10 protein-coding genes and 2 pseudogenes are annotated in these 17579 nt (G+C 58.2%); 4 read left to right on the top strand and 8 right to left on the bottom strand.

Going from position 1 to position 17579, the window contains the following annotated elements; all coding sequences use genetic code 11:
* Window positions 1-119 precede the first annotated feature (119 nt).
* The 4 genes from dnaA to gyrB all read left to right on the top strand — a co-directional run bounded on the left by dnaA (window position 120) and on the right by gyrB (window position 6492).
* A complete protein-coding gene (gene dnaA, locus ACZ1HM_RS01760) occupies window positions 120-1493 on the top strand; it encodes a chromosomal replication initiator protein DnaA (RefSeq protein ID WP_472740900.1) in 1374 nt (457 codons plus the stop codon).
* Window positions 1494-1635: 142 nt separating this feature from the next.
* Complete coding sequence (dnaN, locus tag ACZ1HM_RS01755) at window positions 1636-2754, top strand: DNA polymerase III subunit beta (protein WP_472740899.1); 1119 nt, start codon at window positions 1636-1638, stop codon at window positions 2752-2754.
* 132 nt (window positions 2755-2886) lie between these two features.
* Complete coding sequence (gene recF / locus ACZ1HM_RS01750; RefSeq protein WP_472740897.1) at window positions 2887-3984, top strand: DNA replication/repair protein RecF; 1098 nt, start codon at window positions 2887-2889, stop codon at window positions 3982-3984.
* Between the two features lie 93 nt (window positions 3985-4077).
* Window positions 4078-6492 (top strand): DNA topoisomerase (ATP-hydrolyzing) subunit B, encoded by a 2415-nt coding sequence (gene gyrB / locus ACZ1HM_RS01745; RefSeq protein WP_472740895.1) that lies wholly within the window; start codon window positions 4078-4080, stop codon window positions 6490-6492.
* Between the two features lie 106 nt (window positions 6493-6598).
* Here the strand turns inward: gyrB and ACZ1HM_RS01740 are convergent, their stop codons facing one another.
* From ACZ1HM_RS01740 to ACZ1HM_RS01705, 8 genes and pseudogenes are all read right to left on the bottom strand, one after another.
* The gene (locus ACZ1HM_RS01740; RefSeq protein WP_472740893.1) at window positions 6599-7120 is read right to left on the bottom strand and encodes a PqiC family protein; all 522 of its coding nucleotides are present in this window, start codon (window positions 7118-7120) and stop codon (window positions 6599-6601) included.
* Window positions 7121-7122: 2 nt separating this feature from the next.
* Window positions 7123-9555, bottom strand: a complete 2433-nt coding sequence (locus ACZ1HM_RS01735; protein ID WP_472740891.1) for a PqiB family protein — start codon at window positions 9553-9555, stop codon at window positions 7123-7125.
* On the bottom strand, window positions 9548-10204 hold the full coding sequence (locus ACZ1HM_RS01730; protein WP_472740889.1) for a paraquat-inducible protein A: 657 nt from the start codon (window positions 10202-10204) through the stop codon (window positions 9548-9550). Before ACZ1HM_RS01730 ends, ACZ1HM_RS01735 begins: the two co-directional genes overlap by 8 nt.
* The gene (locus ACZ1HM_RS01725) at window positions 10162-10809 is read right to left on the bottom strand and encodes a paraquat-inducible protein A (RefSeq protein ID WP_472740887.1); all 648 of its coding nucleotides are present in this window, start codon (window positions 10807-10809) and stop codon (window positions 10162-10164) included. Before ACZ1HM_RS01725 ends, ACZ1HM_RS01730 begins: the two co-directional genes overlap by 43 nt.
* A 147-nt stretch (window positions 10810-10956) precedes the next feature.
* Window positions 10957-11927, bottom strand: a pseudogene (locus ACZ1HM_RS01720) (C45 family autoproteolytic acyltransferase/hydolase).
* A gap of 11 nt (window positions 11928-11938) precedes the next feature.
* A complete protein-coding gene (locus tag ACZ1HM_RS01715; protein WP_472740885.1) occupies window positions 11939-13396 on the bottom strand; it encodes a biotin carboxylase in 1458 nt (485 codons plus the stop codon).
* A gap of 21 nt (window positions 13397-13417) precedes the next feature.
* Window positions 13418-16134 (bottom strand): annotated as a pseudogene (locus ACZ1HM_RS01710) (aminotransferase class I/II-fold pyridoxal phosphate-dependent enzyme).
* 78 nt (window positions 16135-16212) lie between these two features.
* Window positions 16213-17316, bottom strand: coding sequence for a carbon-nitrogen hydrolase family protein (locus ACZ1HM_RS01705; protein ID WP_472740883.1), 1104 nt, complete (start codon window positions 17314-17316; stop codon window positions 16213-16215).
* Between the last annotated feature and the right edge of the window lie 263 nt (window positions 17317-17579).

The raw sequence follows: 17579 nt of genomic DNA, 5'->3' as shown, positions 1-17579 counted from the left end.
AGGTTTGTGTGTCGTCAGGACGCGACCGGTTTCGTGCGGGACCGGATTAGGAACAGTCGTTCTGATGTTTGGTGTCGCGTTGGTGGCATGTGATTGGAAAAGGGGCAACACGTAGTATTATGATGCGGGAAGAATGGGGCGAAATTTCACAGCGGCTTCTTAAGACTGTTGGGCAGAATAACTTTACCACTTGGATTGAACCAATGGTGCCAGGCGATGTCGACAATGGCATCGCGACAATCAACGTACCGACAAATTTCTTTGGCAACTACGTAAGCCAGAACTTCGCAGATTTGATCCTGCATGAGATCAATAACGCCGGAATCTCGGTTGGACGTTTACAATTCGTCCTCAAAGCGCCGCAGCGCGCGCCCAGCAATTCAACCGCCAAATCCTCTGGCGCGCGTCAGGTGCAATCGCGTCCCGCTGTGGCAAGCAACAGCGACAACATGTTTGGACTGTCCCCTGTCGATCCGCGCTTCAGCTTTGACAATTTCGTGGTCGGCAAGCCGAACGAGCTGGCCCATGCCGCAGCGCGCCGTGTCGCCGGAGGCGGGCCGGTCACGTTTAACCCGCTGATGCTTTATGGTGGTGTTGGCCTGGGCAAGACGCATTTGATGTATGCGATTGCACGGCGGCTGAAAGAAACCGACCCATCCTTGAACGTCGTATTCCTATCGGCTGAGCAGTTCATGTACCGTTTCGTGCAGGCCTTGCGCGACCGCAAGATGATGGATTTCAAGGAATTGTTCCGATCCGTCGATGTGCTGATGGTGGACGATGTGCAGTTCATCGCGGGCAAGGATAGCACGCAGGAAGAGTTCTTTCACACGTTCAACGCGCTGGTGTCTCAGAACAAGCAGATCGTGATCTCAGCCGATCGGGCCCCAAATGAGATCAAGGATCTTGAGGACCGCGTGAAATCACGTTTGCAGTCTGGTTTGGTCGTGGACCTGCACCCGACGGATTATGAGCTGCGCCTGGGCATTCTGCAGAACAAACTGCTGGGCCACCGCGTGGATCATCCCGAGTTGCACGTTGAAGAAGGCGTTCTGGAGTTTTTGGCCAGCCGTATCCCGTCCAACGTTCGGGTGTTGGAAGGTGCGCTGACGCGCCTCTTTGCCTTTGCGTCACTTGTGGGGCGCAACGTGGACATGGAACTGACTACGGAATGCCTGTCAGACGTGTTGCGCGCCAATGATCGCCGTGTGACGATTGAGGAAATTCAGCGCAAGGTGAGCGACCATTTCAACATCAGACTAAGCGATATGGTGGGGCCAAAGCGTCTGCGGGCCTATGCAAGGCCCCGTCAGATTGCGATGTATCTGTGCAAACAGCTGACCACACGGTCATTGCCTGAAATTGGCCGCCGCTTTGGCGGACGGGACCACACCACAGTCATTCACGGTGTGAAACGTATTGAGGAGCTGCGGCAGTCTGACGGACAGATCGCCGAAGACCTTGATTTGCTGAACCGGGCGCTGAAAAGCTGACCACCTTGCCACCCTTCTGTGGCAATCCGCAGGGGGGCATGCCACCATCTCTTGCAATCCTTCTGGCAACACACCAAAAGTCTTGCGCAAGCGGGGGAACTGGGTAGTCTGCCTGTCCCGGCAGTCCTGAGGGAGAAGGTCCATGAAATTCAGCATCGAACGTGCGGCGCTGCTTAAGGCTGTCAGCCAAGCCCAATCGGTTGTGGAACGGCGCAATACGATCCCGATCCTGGCAAATGTACTGATTGAGGCAGAAGGCAGCGATGTGTCTTTCCGGGCAACTGACCTAGATATTGAGGTGGTGGACAAAGCCGCCGCTCAGGTGGAACGCGCGGGGGCCACGACGGTATCCGCCACGCTGCTGCATGAAATTGTGCGCAAGCTGCCCGATGGGGCGCTGATCAGCCTGACCGCGGATACGGCGGCTGGCCGGATGACGGTTGAAGCGGGGCGGTCCAACTTTTCGCTCGCCACGTTGCCAAAAGAAGATTTCCCGGTGATGGCCTCATCGGAATATGCGTCGAACTTCAGCGCTGCCGCGCCGGAACTGCGGCGGCTCTTTGATAAATCCAAGTTTGCGATTTCGACGGAAGAGACACGATATTACCTCAACGGTGTGTATATGCATGTGTCTGAGGCGGATGGCGGCAAGGTTTTGCGCTGCGTGGCCACAGATGGCCACCGGTTGGCCCGCATTGATGCAGATCTGCCAGAGGGTGCGAGCGATATGCCCGGCGTCATTGTACCGCGCAAAACGGTCGGTGAGCTGCGCAAGCTGCTTGATGACGATGAGATGAAGATCGCCGTTTCTGTATCAGAGACCAAGGTACGCTTTGCCACGCCAGAGATCACGCTCACGTCGAAAGTAATCGATGGCACCTTCCCGGATTACACCCGTGTGATCCCGCAGGGGAATACCCGCAAGATGGAAGTGGACGCCTCAGATTTTGCCCAGGCCGTGGACCGTGTGGCAACCGTCAGTTCAGAACGGTCGCGCGCGGTAAAGCTGCAGCTGGACGAGGATAAGCTGGTGCTGTCGGTCAACGCGCCAGACAGCGGTGCGGCGGAAGAAGAGCTGGTCGTTGCCTATGGGGATGAGCGGCTGGAGATCGGGTTCAACGCCAAATACCTCTTGGAGATCGCCAGTCAGGTGGACCGGGAAAACGCGGTATTCCTGTTCAACTCCTCGGGTGATCCGACGCTGATGCGGGAAGGCAATGATCAGTCGGCTGTCTATGTGGTCATGCCGATGCGTGTTTGAGCGGGGCGGACCTTTTGAAAGGTCCGTTGCGATTTCTTTAAAGAAATCGATGTTCTGCGGCGCAGAGCCGGCTTGGAGCCGAAGATTTTGCGGTCTTCGGGGCGTTTCCTTTAACGGAAACGAGGCCAGACCATGACAGGGCAATATTTATCACAGCTCAGCCTATCGCACTTTCGCTCGCACCTGCGGGCTGTGATTGACTGTGATGCGCGGCCTGTCGCGATCCATGGCCCCAACGGAGCGGGCAAAACCAACATCCTTGAAGCCATTTCTCTGTTGTCACCGGGTCGCGGCTTGCGCCGGTCCAGCGCGCAGGACATGACGCGCCGGCCTGAGGCGCTGGGCTGGAAGGTCACTGGCGTCTTGCACAGCCTGGCGCAGCCCCATGAGCTGGAGATCTGGTCCGAGGAGGGTGCTGCACGGCAGACCCGGATCGACAGCAAGGCGGCCCCTCAAACAGCGTTGGGGCGCATTGCGCGGGTGCTGTGGCTGATCCCGGCGATGGACAGGCTGTGGATTGAAGGGGCCGAAGGGCGCAGGCGGTTTCTGGACCGGATGACGCTGAGTTTTATGCCAGATCACGCCGAGAACGCGCTGAGCTATGAAAAAGCCATGCGCGAGCGGAACCGCTTGTTGAAAGACATGGTGCGCGAGCCGTCTTGGTATGCCGCGCTGGAGGCCCGTATGGCCGAAGCGGGTGCCGCCATCCATGCCGCCCGCCTGGCGGCGTTGGCCGCGCTGGAGACGGCTCAGAACCAGGCGCAGACGGCCTTTCCCGCCGCCACGCTTAGCCTAATATGCGATATGCCAACGGACGTCTCTGATCTGCAAGCCGCGCTCGCGGATAACCGCCAGCGTGACATCGCAGCGGGGCGGACGTTGATCGGACCGCACCGTGCAGATCTCTACGGCGTCTATGCGGCCAAGGACGTGCCCGCCAAGGATTGCTCAACAGGGGAACAGAAGGCGTTGCTGGTTTCGCTCATCCTGGCGAATGCGCGGGCGCTGGCGGATGACTTTGGCGCGCCACCCTTGTTGCTGCTGGATGAGGTCTCAGCCCATCTGGATGCAGGCCGACAAGCCGCCCTTTATGATGAGATTTGCGCCTTGGGCGCGCAGGCCTGGATGACCGGAACCGGGCCTGAAATGTTCGCAGCCCTGGGCGATCGAACACAGCTTTTGGAAGTCACAGAAGAAGGTGGCACATCAACCGTAAAGCGCCTGCAGTAGCACGGGTATCTGAGCCACAAAATCTTGTGGCAGTTGCGTGACAACACCCCGAAAAACCACTATAAATAGGTCAAAAGGCGAAGGTTTTTCCAAATGTCCGAAAACGAGCAGACACCCGCAGAATACGGTGCCGATTCTATCAAAGTTCTCAAAGGCTTAGAGGCGGTTCGCAAACGCCCTGGGATGTACATCGGTGACACCGACGACGGGTCTGGTTTGCACCATATGGTCTATGAGGTTGTCGACAACGGAATTGATGAAGCTTTGGCCGGTCACGCGGATGCTGTGACGGTCACCATTCACGAAGATAACTCCGTCTCTGTCAGCGATAATGGCCGGGGCATTCCGGTGGGTATTCACGAAGAAGAAGGCGTTTCGGCTGCTGAGGTGATCATGACCCAGCTGCACGCGGGCGGGAAATTTGACAGTAATTCCTACAAGGTGTCCGGCGGCCTTCACGGGGTTGGGGTTTCCGTGGTGAACGCCCTTTCTGATTGGTTGGAGCTGCGTATCTGGCGCGAAGGCAAAGAACATGTGGCCCGGTTTGAGGGTGGGTTTACCACCAAACACCTCGAAGTGGTGGGTGAGACCGATCGCACCGGCACAGAGGTGCGCTTTCTCGCCTCTACTGAGACGTTCTCAAACCTGGAATACTCCTTTGAGACGCTGGAAAAACGTCTGCGCGAACTGGCGTTCCTGAATTCCGGTGTGCGGATCATTTTGCAGGATGAACGGCCTGTTGAAGCACTGCGGACGGAACTGTTTTACGAAGGCGGCGTGAAGGAATTTGTCAAATACCTCGACCGCAACAAAAGCTCTGTCATGCCAGAGCCGATTTTTGTGCAAGGCGAGCGGGATGAGATCGGTGTCGAAGTCGCCATGTGGTGGAACGACAGCTATCACGAAAATGTCCTGCCCTTTACCAACAACATCCCCCAGCGCGATGGCGGCACCCATATGGCTGGCTTTCGGGGCGCGCTGACGCGGACGATCAACAACTACGCGCAGTCCTCAGGCATCGCCAAGAAAGAAAAGGTCAACTTTACCGGTGACGATGCCCGCGAAGGGCTGACCTGCGTTCTGAGTGTGAAAGTGCCGGACCCAAAGTTCAGCTCTCAGACCAAGGACAAGCTTGTCTCGTCTGAGGTGCGCCCGGCGGTCGAAGGGTTGATGAACGAAAAGCTGGCCGAGTGGTTTGAAGAGAACCCCAATGAGGCCAAGATCATCGTTGGCAAGATCATTGAGGCCGCGCAGGCCCGAGAAGCCGCGCGCAAAGCACGTGAGCTGACACGGCGCAAGACGGCAATGGATGTGAACTTTCTTGCTGGCAAGCTGAAGGATTGTTCCGAAAAAGACCCCGCCAAAACCGAAGTCTTCCTGGTGGAGGGCGACAGCGCAGGCGGATCGGCACAAACCGGGCGGGACCGGCAAACGCAGGCCATCCTGCCCCTGAAAGGTAAGATCCTAAACGTGGAGCGCGCCCGCTTTGACCGGATGCTATCCAGTCAGGAGATCGGCAATCTGGTGATGGCGCTGGGCACAGGGATCGGACGGGACGAATTTGATATCTCCAAGCTGCGCTACCACAAGATCGTCATCATGACGGATGCGGACGTGGACGGCGCGCATATTCGGACGCTGCTGCTGACGTTCTTCTACCGGCAAATGCCTGAACTGATTGAGAACGGGCATCTCTATATTGCGCAGCCCCCGCTTTATAAGGTGTCTCGCGGCAAGTCTGAGGTGTATCTCAAGGATCAGGCCGCGATGGAGGATTACCTGGTCAACCAAGGCATCGAAGGGGCGATGCTGCAGCAGGGCAACGGCGAAGAAATCTCAGGCGCGGACCTGGCGCGGGTTGTCGATTTGGCGCGGCAAATGCGGCGCGTGCTGGAGGCGTTTCCGACGCATTATCCGCGCCATATCCTGGAACAGGCCGCAATCGCGGGAGCCTTCGTACCCGGCGCCGTGGACCGCGACCTGCAAGGTGTCGCGGACAAGGTTGCCACACGGCTGAACTTGATCGCCTTGGAATATGAGCGCGGCTGGCAGGGGCGGATCACGCAGGATCACGGCATCAAGCTGGCGCGCATCCTGCGCGGTGTGGAAGAGGTACGCACCTTGGACGGCAAAATGCTGCGGTCGGGTGAGGCGAAGAAATCGGGCAGTTTCACCGAGCATTTGCAGGACGTCTATAACCTGCCTGCCACCTTGGTGCGGCGCGACCGGACGCAGCTGATCCATGGGCCGATGGATTTGCTGGATGCGGTCCTGACTGAGGGCGAAAAGGGGCTGTCGTTGCAGCGCTACAAGGGTCTTGGCGAAATGAACCCCGACCAGCTGTGGGAAACCACCCTGGACCCGGATGCGCGGACGCTGCTGCAGGTGAAGGTGGAGGACATGGCCGAGGCGGATGATCTCTTTACCAAGCTGATGGGCGACGTGGTGGAGCCGCGTCGGGAATTCATTCAGCAAAATGCGTTGAGCGTGGAAAACCTAGATTTCTGATTTTGCGCAGGGTGCCGAACTCTTTAAAGAGTTCGGTGCGATTTCTTTAAAGAAATCGCCGCCCGTCAAAGACCGTTTTTGGCAATAAACGTCGACAGATCCAGGATCAGCTGACCCGCGCGCGGGCAATGGCTGTTGGCCCACCTGTGGGGTCAAAGGGAACCGATAGATCGAAAAGACCAGACCTTTCACGCCCGCCTTCCCGCACAGCCACGAAATACTGACCAGAGGTGCGGAAAGCGCCTGTGCTGGTTGCCACCAATTCAGCGAACCGCACCTCAAGACGGGCCTGGGCAAACTCTTCGAACGGCCAGGGCTCTGATGCGATGCGGCGGCCTGTTAGGCGGGCCAAGTTCTGGCTAAGCTCAAGCGCAATGGCCCGTTCGGGTGCATCGGCCCACAGCACATCCGTTGAGCTGGTCAATGTACCGTCTTCGGCCTGCAGGTGAATTTCGTCAGCTGCGGCATAGCTGGGCAGCGACACATCATTGACCTGCACTGAGGCGAAATCAATGCGCACCTTCTGCGTCACCTCTGGGGTGATCACGGCAAACCGGTCCGCTGGTGCACCGCAGGCGGCAAGCAAAGCAAGAAGGGGCAGCGCAATAAAGCGGGCAGCGAAAGTCATGGTCAACGTCCAAGCAAGAGCGAATTCGGGTTACGTTCTATGGTCCGGGCCAAAGACGCAAGGGCATCGGCGGCTTTCTGAATATCGCGCAGGGCGGCTTGGGCGGAGCGGCTTAGCTCATCGCCTTTATTGTAGCCTTCGATGGTGCGGCCCGCCTGATCAAAGAGACGTGTAAGACGCTCAACAATCTGGGGCAAATCTTTGGAGGAGAGCGCAATGCTGTCAGCGGCATTCCGGGCCGAGGCAAGCGTTTGGTTCACGTTATCAATCGCACCGCCTTCGCGCAGTTCTTGCAGGGTGTAGTTCAGCTCATCCAAGGCGCGTTTGAGCGATCCTGGCAGGGCCACGGCATCTTCTGTGGCGATAATGGCGTCTGCGGACCGGGTCAGCGCGGCAAGCTCTGTGATCAGTTCATCCACCGCAAGGCTTTCTGCCTTTGCGGCCACGGCTGCGATTTGTTCAACAAGGGCGGGGACACCTTCGACCGATCCTTCAACCGCCTGTGCGGCGGCGGCGGCATCGTCCAATACCGAGGACAGCTTGGACGCGATGCGGTCCTCTTCCAGCTGCGCGGTCAGCGCCTCAACACGGCGCAGCGTCGCGTTGAGTGCGACGGGCACGTTGCGCATGTCCTCTGAGGTTACCAACCCGCGCACATCTGCCAGCAATTGGCGCACTTCGGCAGGGGTTTCGCGCACGTCTTCATTGCTGAGGATCGTGGCCGCCGACTGGCTGAGGTCGGTCACCTCTGCTACCAGCGTATCGAGCGGCAGCGCCTCAATCTGTGCGGCGACAGCGGTAATGCGCGCGGTCAGCTCTGGCAGGCCCACAACAGAGGCCTCGACGCTCCCCACCGCTTGGGTTGCGTCATCGACGAGGGCGGCAAGTTTGGTCGCGATGCGTTCTTTTTCAAGCTCAGCCACCAGATCCTCAACCCGCGAAAGGGTCGCGTTAAGTGAGATGGGGATGTTTTTGACATCCTCTGAAGTCACCAACCCGCGCAGATCTGCCAGTAGCAGCCGCACATCCATGGGCGTGTCGACCAAATCAGGGTCCGAGATAAAGGCATCGGCGGAATCAAGGAATGCGATGGCGGCGTTCAAAAGCTCTTCGATGGGCAGGTTGTTGATCCGGCTGAACACACCTTCGACGGTAGCAGCGGTATCTGTTGTTTCGTTCTCGGTGGTGGGCATCACGGGCAGACCTTCGGTCACGCTCAGCAAACTGGCACCGGGCGCGCCATCGACCATCACGAATTCCACTTTCAGCCCACCGGTGAGCAAACTGGCCGATGCCAGGCGCGCGCGCAGGCCCGCAGCCACCTGGCTTTGCAAAAAGGCAAATGCATTGGCGGCGCTGACGTCGCCGGGCAGACCCAGGCGCGCAGGTTGGATGGACAGGTTGGCCGCAAGCCGCACGCGGCTGTCGCCAAACTGCTCAAAATCGACCACGCCAGTCAGCGAAGAAACCTCGCCAATGCGCAGGCCGCTAAGTTCAACGGGGGCGCCAACCACCAGACCAGAGATGTTGTCATCAAAGACCACGCTGATCTCCAGCGGCTCCACCTCGGAGGCGTTAAAGAGCGAATCGCGCGCTGAATCGCGATCTGGGTAGACCTCAAAAACTGTGCCGTCCTGCACCCTGCCCCCACCAGAGACAAAGGTGTCAAACGTCACGCCGCCGCCCACCAGCGTGGCGATGGAGGAAAAATCAATCTCGGCCCCCGCGGGCCCAATGGTGACGCTAAAGCCGGATGTATCCCAGAACCGGGTCGATTGGTTGATCAGGCCGCGGTGTTCTTCATAGATCAACGCCTCTACGATGGCGAAGTTGCCGCGTGGCGCGATGCGGGCGCGGCCCACACGGCCAACCTCAATACCTTTATAAAGGATCGGCGCGTTGTCGGTGAGCTGACCATTGGCCACGGTACGAAACGCAATCTCAAGCCCGGTCTGGCCTGCGCGGATCAGCGGTGCCTGAGTGGAGCCTTGCCACCGTTCAAGCGCAGGTCCGGGCACATCATCCCAGGATCCTTCGATATAGACCCCGCTGAGCACCGTGCTCAGCCCTGTGATCCCTTGTGCTGAAACCTCTGGCTGGACGATCCAGAACACCGCGCCGCTGTCGATAAAGGGGGCCACCTCTTTGTCCACACGCACGCTGGCCGTGACCCGCTCCAGACCGGCTGTAAAGCCGACCTTCTCCACCACGCCCACGGTCACATCGCGGTAACGCAGCTCAGTCTCACCAGCCTTGATGCCGGCACCCTGTTCGAATTCCACTTCGATCAATGGCCCACGGGCATTGTAGCTTTGCCAAGCGACGAACAAGGCACCAATCAGGGCCAGCAGCGGGATGATCCAGACAACTGACGCGCCGCTCAGAAACGCCTTGCGCAAAGGCGATATCGAAACCTGTGGTATGTTGTCATTCATCCGGGACCGGATCCTTTTTCACCTGAACATCCCAAATCAAACGGGAATCAAAGGCTTGCGCAGAAAGCATCGTGAATATCACCGATAGGGCAAAGAAAATACTGGCTGGCCCCGGCTGGATTGATGCCAAGGACTGGAGTTGCACAAGTGCCGACAGGATGGCAACGACAAAGATATCGATCATCGACCAGCGCCCGATGTATTCGACCACCTCATAAACAAGCTGGCGGCGGGATTTCGACATCAGCGCCGGTTCTTTGAGGCTGAGCGCCAGAAAGGCGATGGCCCAGAATTTGGCCAAGGGGATCACGACAGAGGCAAAGAGGATGATCGCGGCGATGCCGTAATTTCCGTAATGCGCAATCTCAACCGCGCCGCCGATGATGGTGCTTTCCTCCACCTGGAACAGGGTGCGGGTGCTGAGCATTGGGTAGAGGTTCGCCGGGATGTAGCAAATGATCCCGACAACCCAGAACGCCCAGACCCGCTGCAAGCTTAGCGGATCACGCGATTGCAGCTTGTGGCCGCAGCGCGGGCAGCGGGCGGTGCCCATGGGCGAGGCCTTGGTGCACCGGCGGCAGGCGACGATGCCCAGATCACGCGCGCTTACGATGTCTTGGGATGTTCCAGGCGATGCCATACTGACCATTTATCCATGAACGTGTCCTGGGCGATGACCAGAACAACCAAAATACCAAACATCCAGAACGCCGGACCAAAAGCAACATTGGCCAGATCCGTGATTTTGACCAAGGCCACGGCACAGCCAATTGCAAAGATTTCCGCCATCGACCAGGGGCGCAATGCCTCAGACAGGCGGAAGGCAGGGATGGCGTGACGGGCGGCGGGGCGGTCCAAGACAAGCGGGACCAGCACATAAAGCGTCAGCAGCACGCGCACCAAGGGCACAAAGATGATCAGCGCAGCGGTGGCCAGTGACAGCAAGATCATCGGCCCCCCGCTAAAGGCCAAGGCCGCATCCAGGATCGACACTGCGTTTTTGTTGCCTGCGGCATCAATCGTCAGAAACGGAAAGACAGCCGCCCCGATGATCAAGAAAAACACCGCCAAGGCCACCGCAATGATGTGCAGGCCTGCGTTGCGGCGCGGCGCAATAAGCACCTTATGGCAGCGCTGGCATACCGCGCGCTCACCATGTTGCGGCTTTTTCATCCGGTAAGCCGCGTCGCATTGCGGGCAGACGATCAGATCGTCCAGCAACGCGGGGCTGGGTGCCTCGGAAAAGTCTTTCATGGTGGGACGATACAGGAAATCTGCTGGGACTTACACGGCTAACTCAGGCTAGCGGCACGCAGTTGCGCAGGGGTAAGGCCCAGATCGGTGATGTCATGCCGCGCTGTCCACGCAGATCACATCTGCCCCCAGATCAGCCAGCTGTTTTCATGCCGCCCCCGGGATCAGCACCTCGCGTGCGCCTTCTACAAATGCATCCAATGACAAGGCCCAGACGGTGCCAGGCCAGCGCAACTCAAACTCTTGCTTTCGCGGGCGGTAAACCGCGGTGTAGAGCGTGCCAAACCCCGCTTTGAACGCAGTGGAATAAAGCGGCGGCTTCAAAAACGCACCGATGAATTTGTCCTGCGGGTCTTTGTGCATCCGTAGCCGGTTCAGCAGATAGCGCTCTCGCTCCACGGTGGCAGTGAAACGTGCGTGGCTGACCCATTCCACATTTTCCTGGTGGTTCGTGGCGACAGCCGCATGGGTTATCAGCGTTTCGCGGTCGGGGCCCATCATGGCGGTGGCATAGTTCCGCTTCCGGTCCAGAACGGTCACGTTATAGCTCATATGCGTGGGCACCCGGGCCAGAACGGCGGTGGCTTCGTCCACGGTTTCGCAGGTTTGCAAGACATAGCGCAGGATCAAGGGCACGCCAAAGCCTTGGCCCACAACGCGCCGCCCCCGAAGGTGAGCGAGATCGCAAGGCCTGCGTCATTCATCCCGTCAACCAACCCCCACAACCCGTCCGAGACGCCCAGCACCCTGCGCCCCTGCCAGGACGTGTGCAGCACCAGCTGGTCAAAGGCGTTGGGGTTATAGTCATAGTTGCGCACCATCACCGGTTCTTTGCCCGCCCAGATCGCTTGCGAACAGCCCGAAAGGTAGGGCGGCGGATTGTAAAAGCTGAGGAACCGCGCGGCATGATCGCCACCGCCCGCCAGCCCACAAAGCTCTTCGTAAAGCGGCATCAGTTCGGGCATGTGCAGCCGCAAGGCGCGCACGCATTCGGCATAGGTGGGGCGCGCCTCTTCGCCTTCCTTCAACCACCAGGTGCGATAGTCAGGCCAATATTCGGCGAAAAGCCCGGCCCACTTGGGACCGGGCGTTTCTTCATGAAGCGCGCGCCAGTACATCGGGCCCTACGTCAGAGGATCTTGAACGCGGGATCAGCCAGTGCTGGACCCGCTTGCGCAGTGGGCAGCGGCTGACCATCAACACCTTGCTTGATGCCGTGGATCCACTTTTTCGCCCGCTCATTCAGCTGGAAAGACTTGGTCATGGAGCGGCCGCGCGTGACCAGGATGCCAATGTCCGCGCCTTCATAACGGTAATCGCCCGGCTGCAGGATGCGTAGGAAGAACGCCTCATTCTCCGATTCTACAGCGCGGCGGTGATAATCGAAACGGTCAAAGACCACAGAGCCGTCTTCGCGCATCTTATAGATGCCGGTCTCAGGCGCTTGGGTGCAGATGTCGACGCTGTCGTCGGTGTGTTTGATCACCATCTGCGACCAACCGTCGATGTTGGCGGGGTCCGCCCAACGGGCGTTCAGCTCATCCACATCCAGGTTGAATTTCTTCTTTGAGAACTCAAGCAGGTGGAACAGGAAAAGCGGCGCATCCGCATGGGCAAAGGCCGCATGGTTGGTCATGGAAGAGGCACCCGTGATCCTTGGGTTCAACTCTCCGAGCCACAGATCGCCGGTCTTTTTGTCGATCAGAAAATCCAGTTCAAAATAGCCTCGATAGCCTTCTTTGCGCAGCTGCTCACCGAATTTAAAGGTCAGCTCGCGCGCACGCTCACGCACCTTGGGCGGAAAGGCTGTGGCCAGAATTTCATTGCCGCACCAGCCGCCGCGATAGGGGGTCAGCTCTTTAAAGCCGACCAGTTCGGTCATCAATGGCCCGACAATGGTGCCTTCTTTGGTCGCGCAGGCCTCAATCGCGGCCCCGCGACAGTCGATGCGCTTCATGATCTTGATCTCACCTTCGCCGATGATCTCACTTTCATGACGGCGGAAGTCCGCCTCGGATTTGATAAAGAAGGTGGTGTGGCCGCTGTCGCCAAAGGCGGATTGCAGCACCAGATCATGGCCCAGCCCGGCCTTTTCGCAGGTCTTTTGCAGATCCTCATAAGACTTCACTTCGGCCAAGGTATTGGGCACCGAAGGCACGCCCGCTTTGTTGCCGATGCGGACGGTTTCGATCTTGTTGTCCATCTTGGTGCGCAGCTTGGCTTTGGGGAACCAGACAGAGGCCCCCAGCTCTTTTGACAGCCGCTCTGTTTCCTCATCAAACATCAGGAAAACAAACTTGGGCTTGCCGCCACGGCGCTTGATAAAATCAATCACCTCTTTGTGCTGCAACAGGTAGTTGTTGATGTCCTCAATCGACTGAAACTCAGCATGGGGTTGTTCGGAGGGGCAGAACACATTGGGGTGCTTGCCGCCGTAACAGTCGATGTAGCAGATGTATTTGAAGTTTTTGACCCACTCATCCAGGCCAAGAAGGTTAAAGTTGGTCGCGGAAATGAAATACACCGGGTCTTCGTTTCGGTGAAAGAACCGGCGAATTTCTGAGATATTCTTGAGAACTGTTGCCATGTTTGGGGTCCTTTTTTTCCGTTAATTTCGTTTGGCGTGGACGGAATCCAACGCCTCTTGGGTGAATACCCGCAGCCCCAGATCGGGGCGGTATCCGTGGATTTCGCTCACATCCAAGGCGCGCATGAAATCGAGGATTTCGGCGCTGATCACCTGTCCGGGGACCAGGATGGGGAAGCCAGGGGGATAGGGGATGATGAAGCTGGCCGAAACGATGGTATCGCCCGCCTCCATCGCGTCTTTGAGCGATCCGTTCAGATCGAGATAGTCGCAGTTTTCATCATCATAACTGAGGTAATAGGCCGTTCTGATGTCGCCCTCGGGCGTGCCTTGGGCCTTGAACGCATCGTGAAAGCGGCTGAAATCCGGCAGGGGGGATAATGCTCCATCAGGTTGGTGACGCGCTTTTCAAAGCTCATCCGTTCCATCCGGCTGGCGTCATCCAGGCGTTCGTCCAAAGATTTGGCAATCTCGACCAGCACCTCAATCAGATAGGCGACAGAGGATCGCGTGGTGCCGATGTTCGTCATAAACAGAACGGTATTGCGCGAGGTCTTGTTGATCTGGATGCCGTATTTATCCATCAAGATATCGGTCTTGAAGGTATCGCCATCCCAGCCCGTGCCGCCCACAGCAAGCGTGATGCGTGTCGGATCCAGGACGAATTCGTCTTGTTCCCAGCTGTCCCACATATCGGTCCAGCCCTGTTCCACGTCATAATAGCTCGTCACGCCGCTTTCACGGTGGGCTTCGGGGATCATGTCACCTGCGGTAAGCACTTTGAAATACTTGCGTAGCAGCGGATGTTCCATGATCGCGCGCCGCATGGACATCGCGGCCTCCAGCTGGCGTTGGACAAACTCAAAGCCTTCCAGCTCCACTTGACGACGCCCCACATCCAGGGATGCGATGATCTGGTAGTTCGGCGAGGTTGACGTGTGGGTCATGTAGGCTTCGTGAAAGCTCTGTTCGACTTCCCCTTTGAAATCCTGATCGTTGACGTGGATCATGGAGCCCTGACGCAAAGACGTCAGCGTTTTATGGGTGGATTGCGTGGTATACACCCTGACCCGTGCGCCCGGTGGCGGTATCAGCCGGGTGTTCAGCAGCGTGTCATCGTCTGCATCGGCCAGCAGGCTTTGCTGTGCTTCATAAAGCCGGGTGTGGCTGTCAGAGCGGAGTTTGGCCCGTAAGCGGTTGGCCGCCTCCATGCCGGTGCGCTGGCGATAGGTGGGACCGAAGCGGGCAAAGGCAAACCATGCTTCATCCCACAGGAAAATGAGGTCTGGCTTGATGGCCAGGCATTCCTCCATCACCCGTTCGACGTTGTAGACAAGCCCATCGAACGTGCAGTTCGTTAACAGCAGCATGCGAACCTGATCCAGCTTGCCAGCTGCCTTCAGCTCTAGCAGGCGATGCTTGATCTCTTTCAGCGGCACCGCGCCATACATGGAGTATTCATTGAGCGGATAGCTGTCCAAATAACACACCTGCGCACCGGCCAGCACCATGCCGTAGTGGTGTGATTTATGACAATCACGGTCGACCAGCACGATGTCGCCCGGTTTGATCAGCGCCTGCACCACGATCTTGTTACAGGTTGAGGTGCCGTTGGTGGCAAAGAATGTCTGTTTCGCCCCAAAGGCCCGCGCGGCAAGCTCTTGCGCCTCTTTGATCGGGCCATGTGGCTCCAGCAGGGAATCGAGCCCGCCGGACGTGGCGGAGGTTTCGGCCAGAAAGATGTTGGGGCCGTAAAAGGCGCCCATATCCTGGATCCAATGCGACCGGGTGATGGATTTACCCCGGCTGATCGGCATCGCGTGAAACACGCCCGTGGGCTGTTTGGAGTATTCTACCAGCGCCGTGAAGAACGGCGATTTGTTGCGCGCCTGCACCCCGCGCAAGATGTTGAGGTGCAGTTCCATAAAGTCTTCTTGGTTGTAAAAAACCCGCCTGCAGATCCCCAGATCAAGGCCCGCGATATCCTCAACTGAGCGTTCCGTGACCAGATAGGCATCAAGCTCAGGGCGGACCTTGGCAACCATACGGCACAGCTCAGGCCCATAGCTTTCTGGGGTCAGCGCATCAATTTCATCACGACCACCGGCACGGGCAAGGTAGCGGGTTAGAATGTCCTGATCGGTCTTTGATTTCAGCGTCAAACCGGGGCGTACAACAATCGCCTGAATGTTGTGGTTAAACAGAACGGCAATCAGCGCATCCTCAAGACTGTTGACCACAACCGGCTCATAAATGAACGGATCCTCAGAGCGCCGCATGCGGTTCATATTGGACTTTAGCCAACGCTCTTGTTGTTCATTGACGTTATCCACGATCAGCACTTCGAAATAGGGTTTTGCCATTGCCCGCGCTTCGGGCGGCAAAATCGCCTCATCTTCCTCTTCGTGATCAATGCTGTCGCGCTCCAGCGGGATATGCCGACGGCGGTAAGCGCCGGTTGTCAGCGCCCGTGTCACCCGGTTGGTGGCAAAGGCAAGATCTTCATAACTGCCATGGTCAAACTGCCGTCTGAGGTGATCAAAAGCGGCCATGCCGGGAAAGGCCCAGTAAGGCTCAATAACCGCGAGAGAGGCAAAGAGCTGTTGAATGGTCGTAAGGAGTTTTTCGCGATCCTTGGCCCCCGGATCACGGGTCAGCGCAGCGGTTGCTTCGCGCAGCGCACTCCACCTGTCTGACCGCAGCTGAATTGCCGAGGAATATTCGTTCATCGAATGCATCTTCACGTCTCCAATTGACGATCTTGTCCGCACCCGATCAGGCGAACGCCACAGCGTTCACCACGATGGATGCGACAGTTAATCGCCTGTTTTTTGTTCCGTACCCGCCAACCTGCGCACCGGTTCTGCCGGTGCTTGAGTTGGGTGGGAAGGTGGTGTGGGTTTGGCCGCGGCAACGGGTGTGGCACCAACCACGCCCGCAACGGGGGCCGCAGGGGCGTTGAGTGCAGATGCGGCAAAGCTTGGCATCGCCTCTTGCCCCTTAAAGGCGGGCACATCTGGCACGCGCTCAGCTGGGACATCCACATGCAGGCCCGCACGGCTGCCTTGCTGCGGGATTTCCAAGGGGCCCAGCGTATGCAGATAGGCGTCCGTGCCGCTGCTGCGGTCATAGACGGGAAAGTCTGTTGAACGATCCCGGAAGGATTTGAGCACCTGGCCCAGGCCCTTCATCCCTGTCTCGCGCTGTCGGCGCACCATGTTGAGATCAATCTCAATGGGGAACATGTCCTCTTGGCCCGCAGATTGGTGCAGAACCATCGACGTGGGATCAACAACGCAGGATTTGCCCACGCCCCCGGCCCCCAAGCCGTTCACATCAAAGATGTAGCACTGAAATTGCGCCGCCGTGGCCCGCGCGATGGCAAGTTCGGCGTCCCGGTCCGTTGTCCCGGTCAATACAGGGTGCAACAACACTTCGACCCCCTGCGCGGTCAGTTGGCGCGTGGTTTCCGGGAACCAGATGTCATAGCAGATGGATAGCCCAAACCGCCCCACATCCGGCACGTCAAACACGCAGAACTCCGTTCCTGCGGCAATGCCTGCCTCATATGGGCGGAACGGGAACATCTTGGCGTAGCGGCGAATAACCTCGCCTTCGGGGTTGATCACCACGGAGGTGTTATAGATCCGCCCATCCTCAGGATCTTTGAGGAACATCGACCCAGGGATCAGCCAGACCCGGTGTTTGCGGGCAGCCGCCTGGAAGCGTTCGATGGTTTCATTCTCAGGCGGCAACGCGAACCGGTCCAGGGGGCCATAGGGTGCCAGCTCAGAGAACAGCACCATCTGGGTCCAGGGAAAACGGGCCATTAGGATATCCAGGCGCTGGATCATCCCATCGACGTTTGAATCCAAGGCATTGACGTACATCTGCACGCCTGCAATCGCGAAGGGGGTCATTTTTTCACACTCCGAGAGATTTGGCGCAGCGCGGGCGACATGCCTGCGTTCTGGCCTGTGAACATGGCCCATACGCGCAAAGAAGCGGAAGGTGAACAGGGACCATCACATGCGCCAAGCGCACGAGGTCTGCAGTGATATGTCCGTTGCCGAATGATGACAGTTGGTCCCTAACCCCTTCAGCATCGCGCATCTGCAAGGTGAACTCAACCAGATCGCCTGAGGCCTCCGGAAAGGCCCCAAGGTGCCCCCTCAATAAAGGG

The sequence above is a fragment of the Sulfitobacter sp. GN1-4 genome, assembly GCF_055693825.1.
The sequence above is the reverse complement of the archived record's forward strand: the minus strand, read 5'-3'. Positions and strand labels throughout refer to the sequence as shown.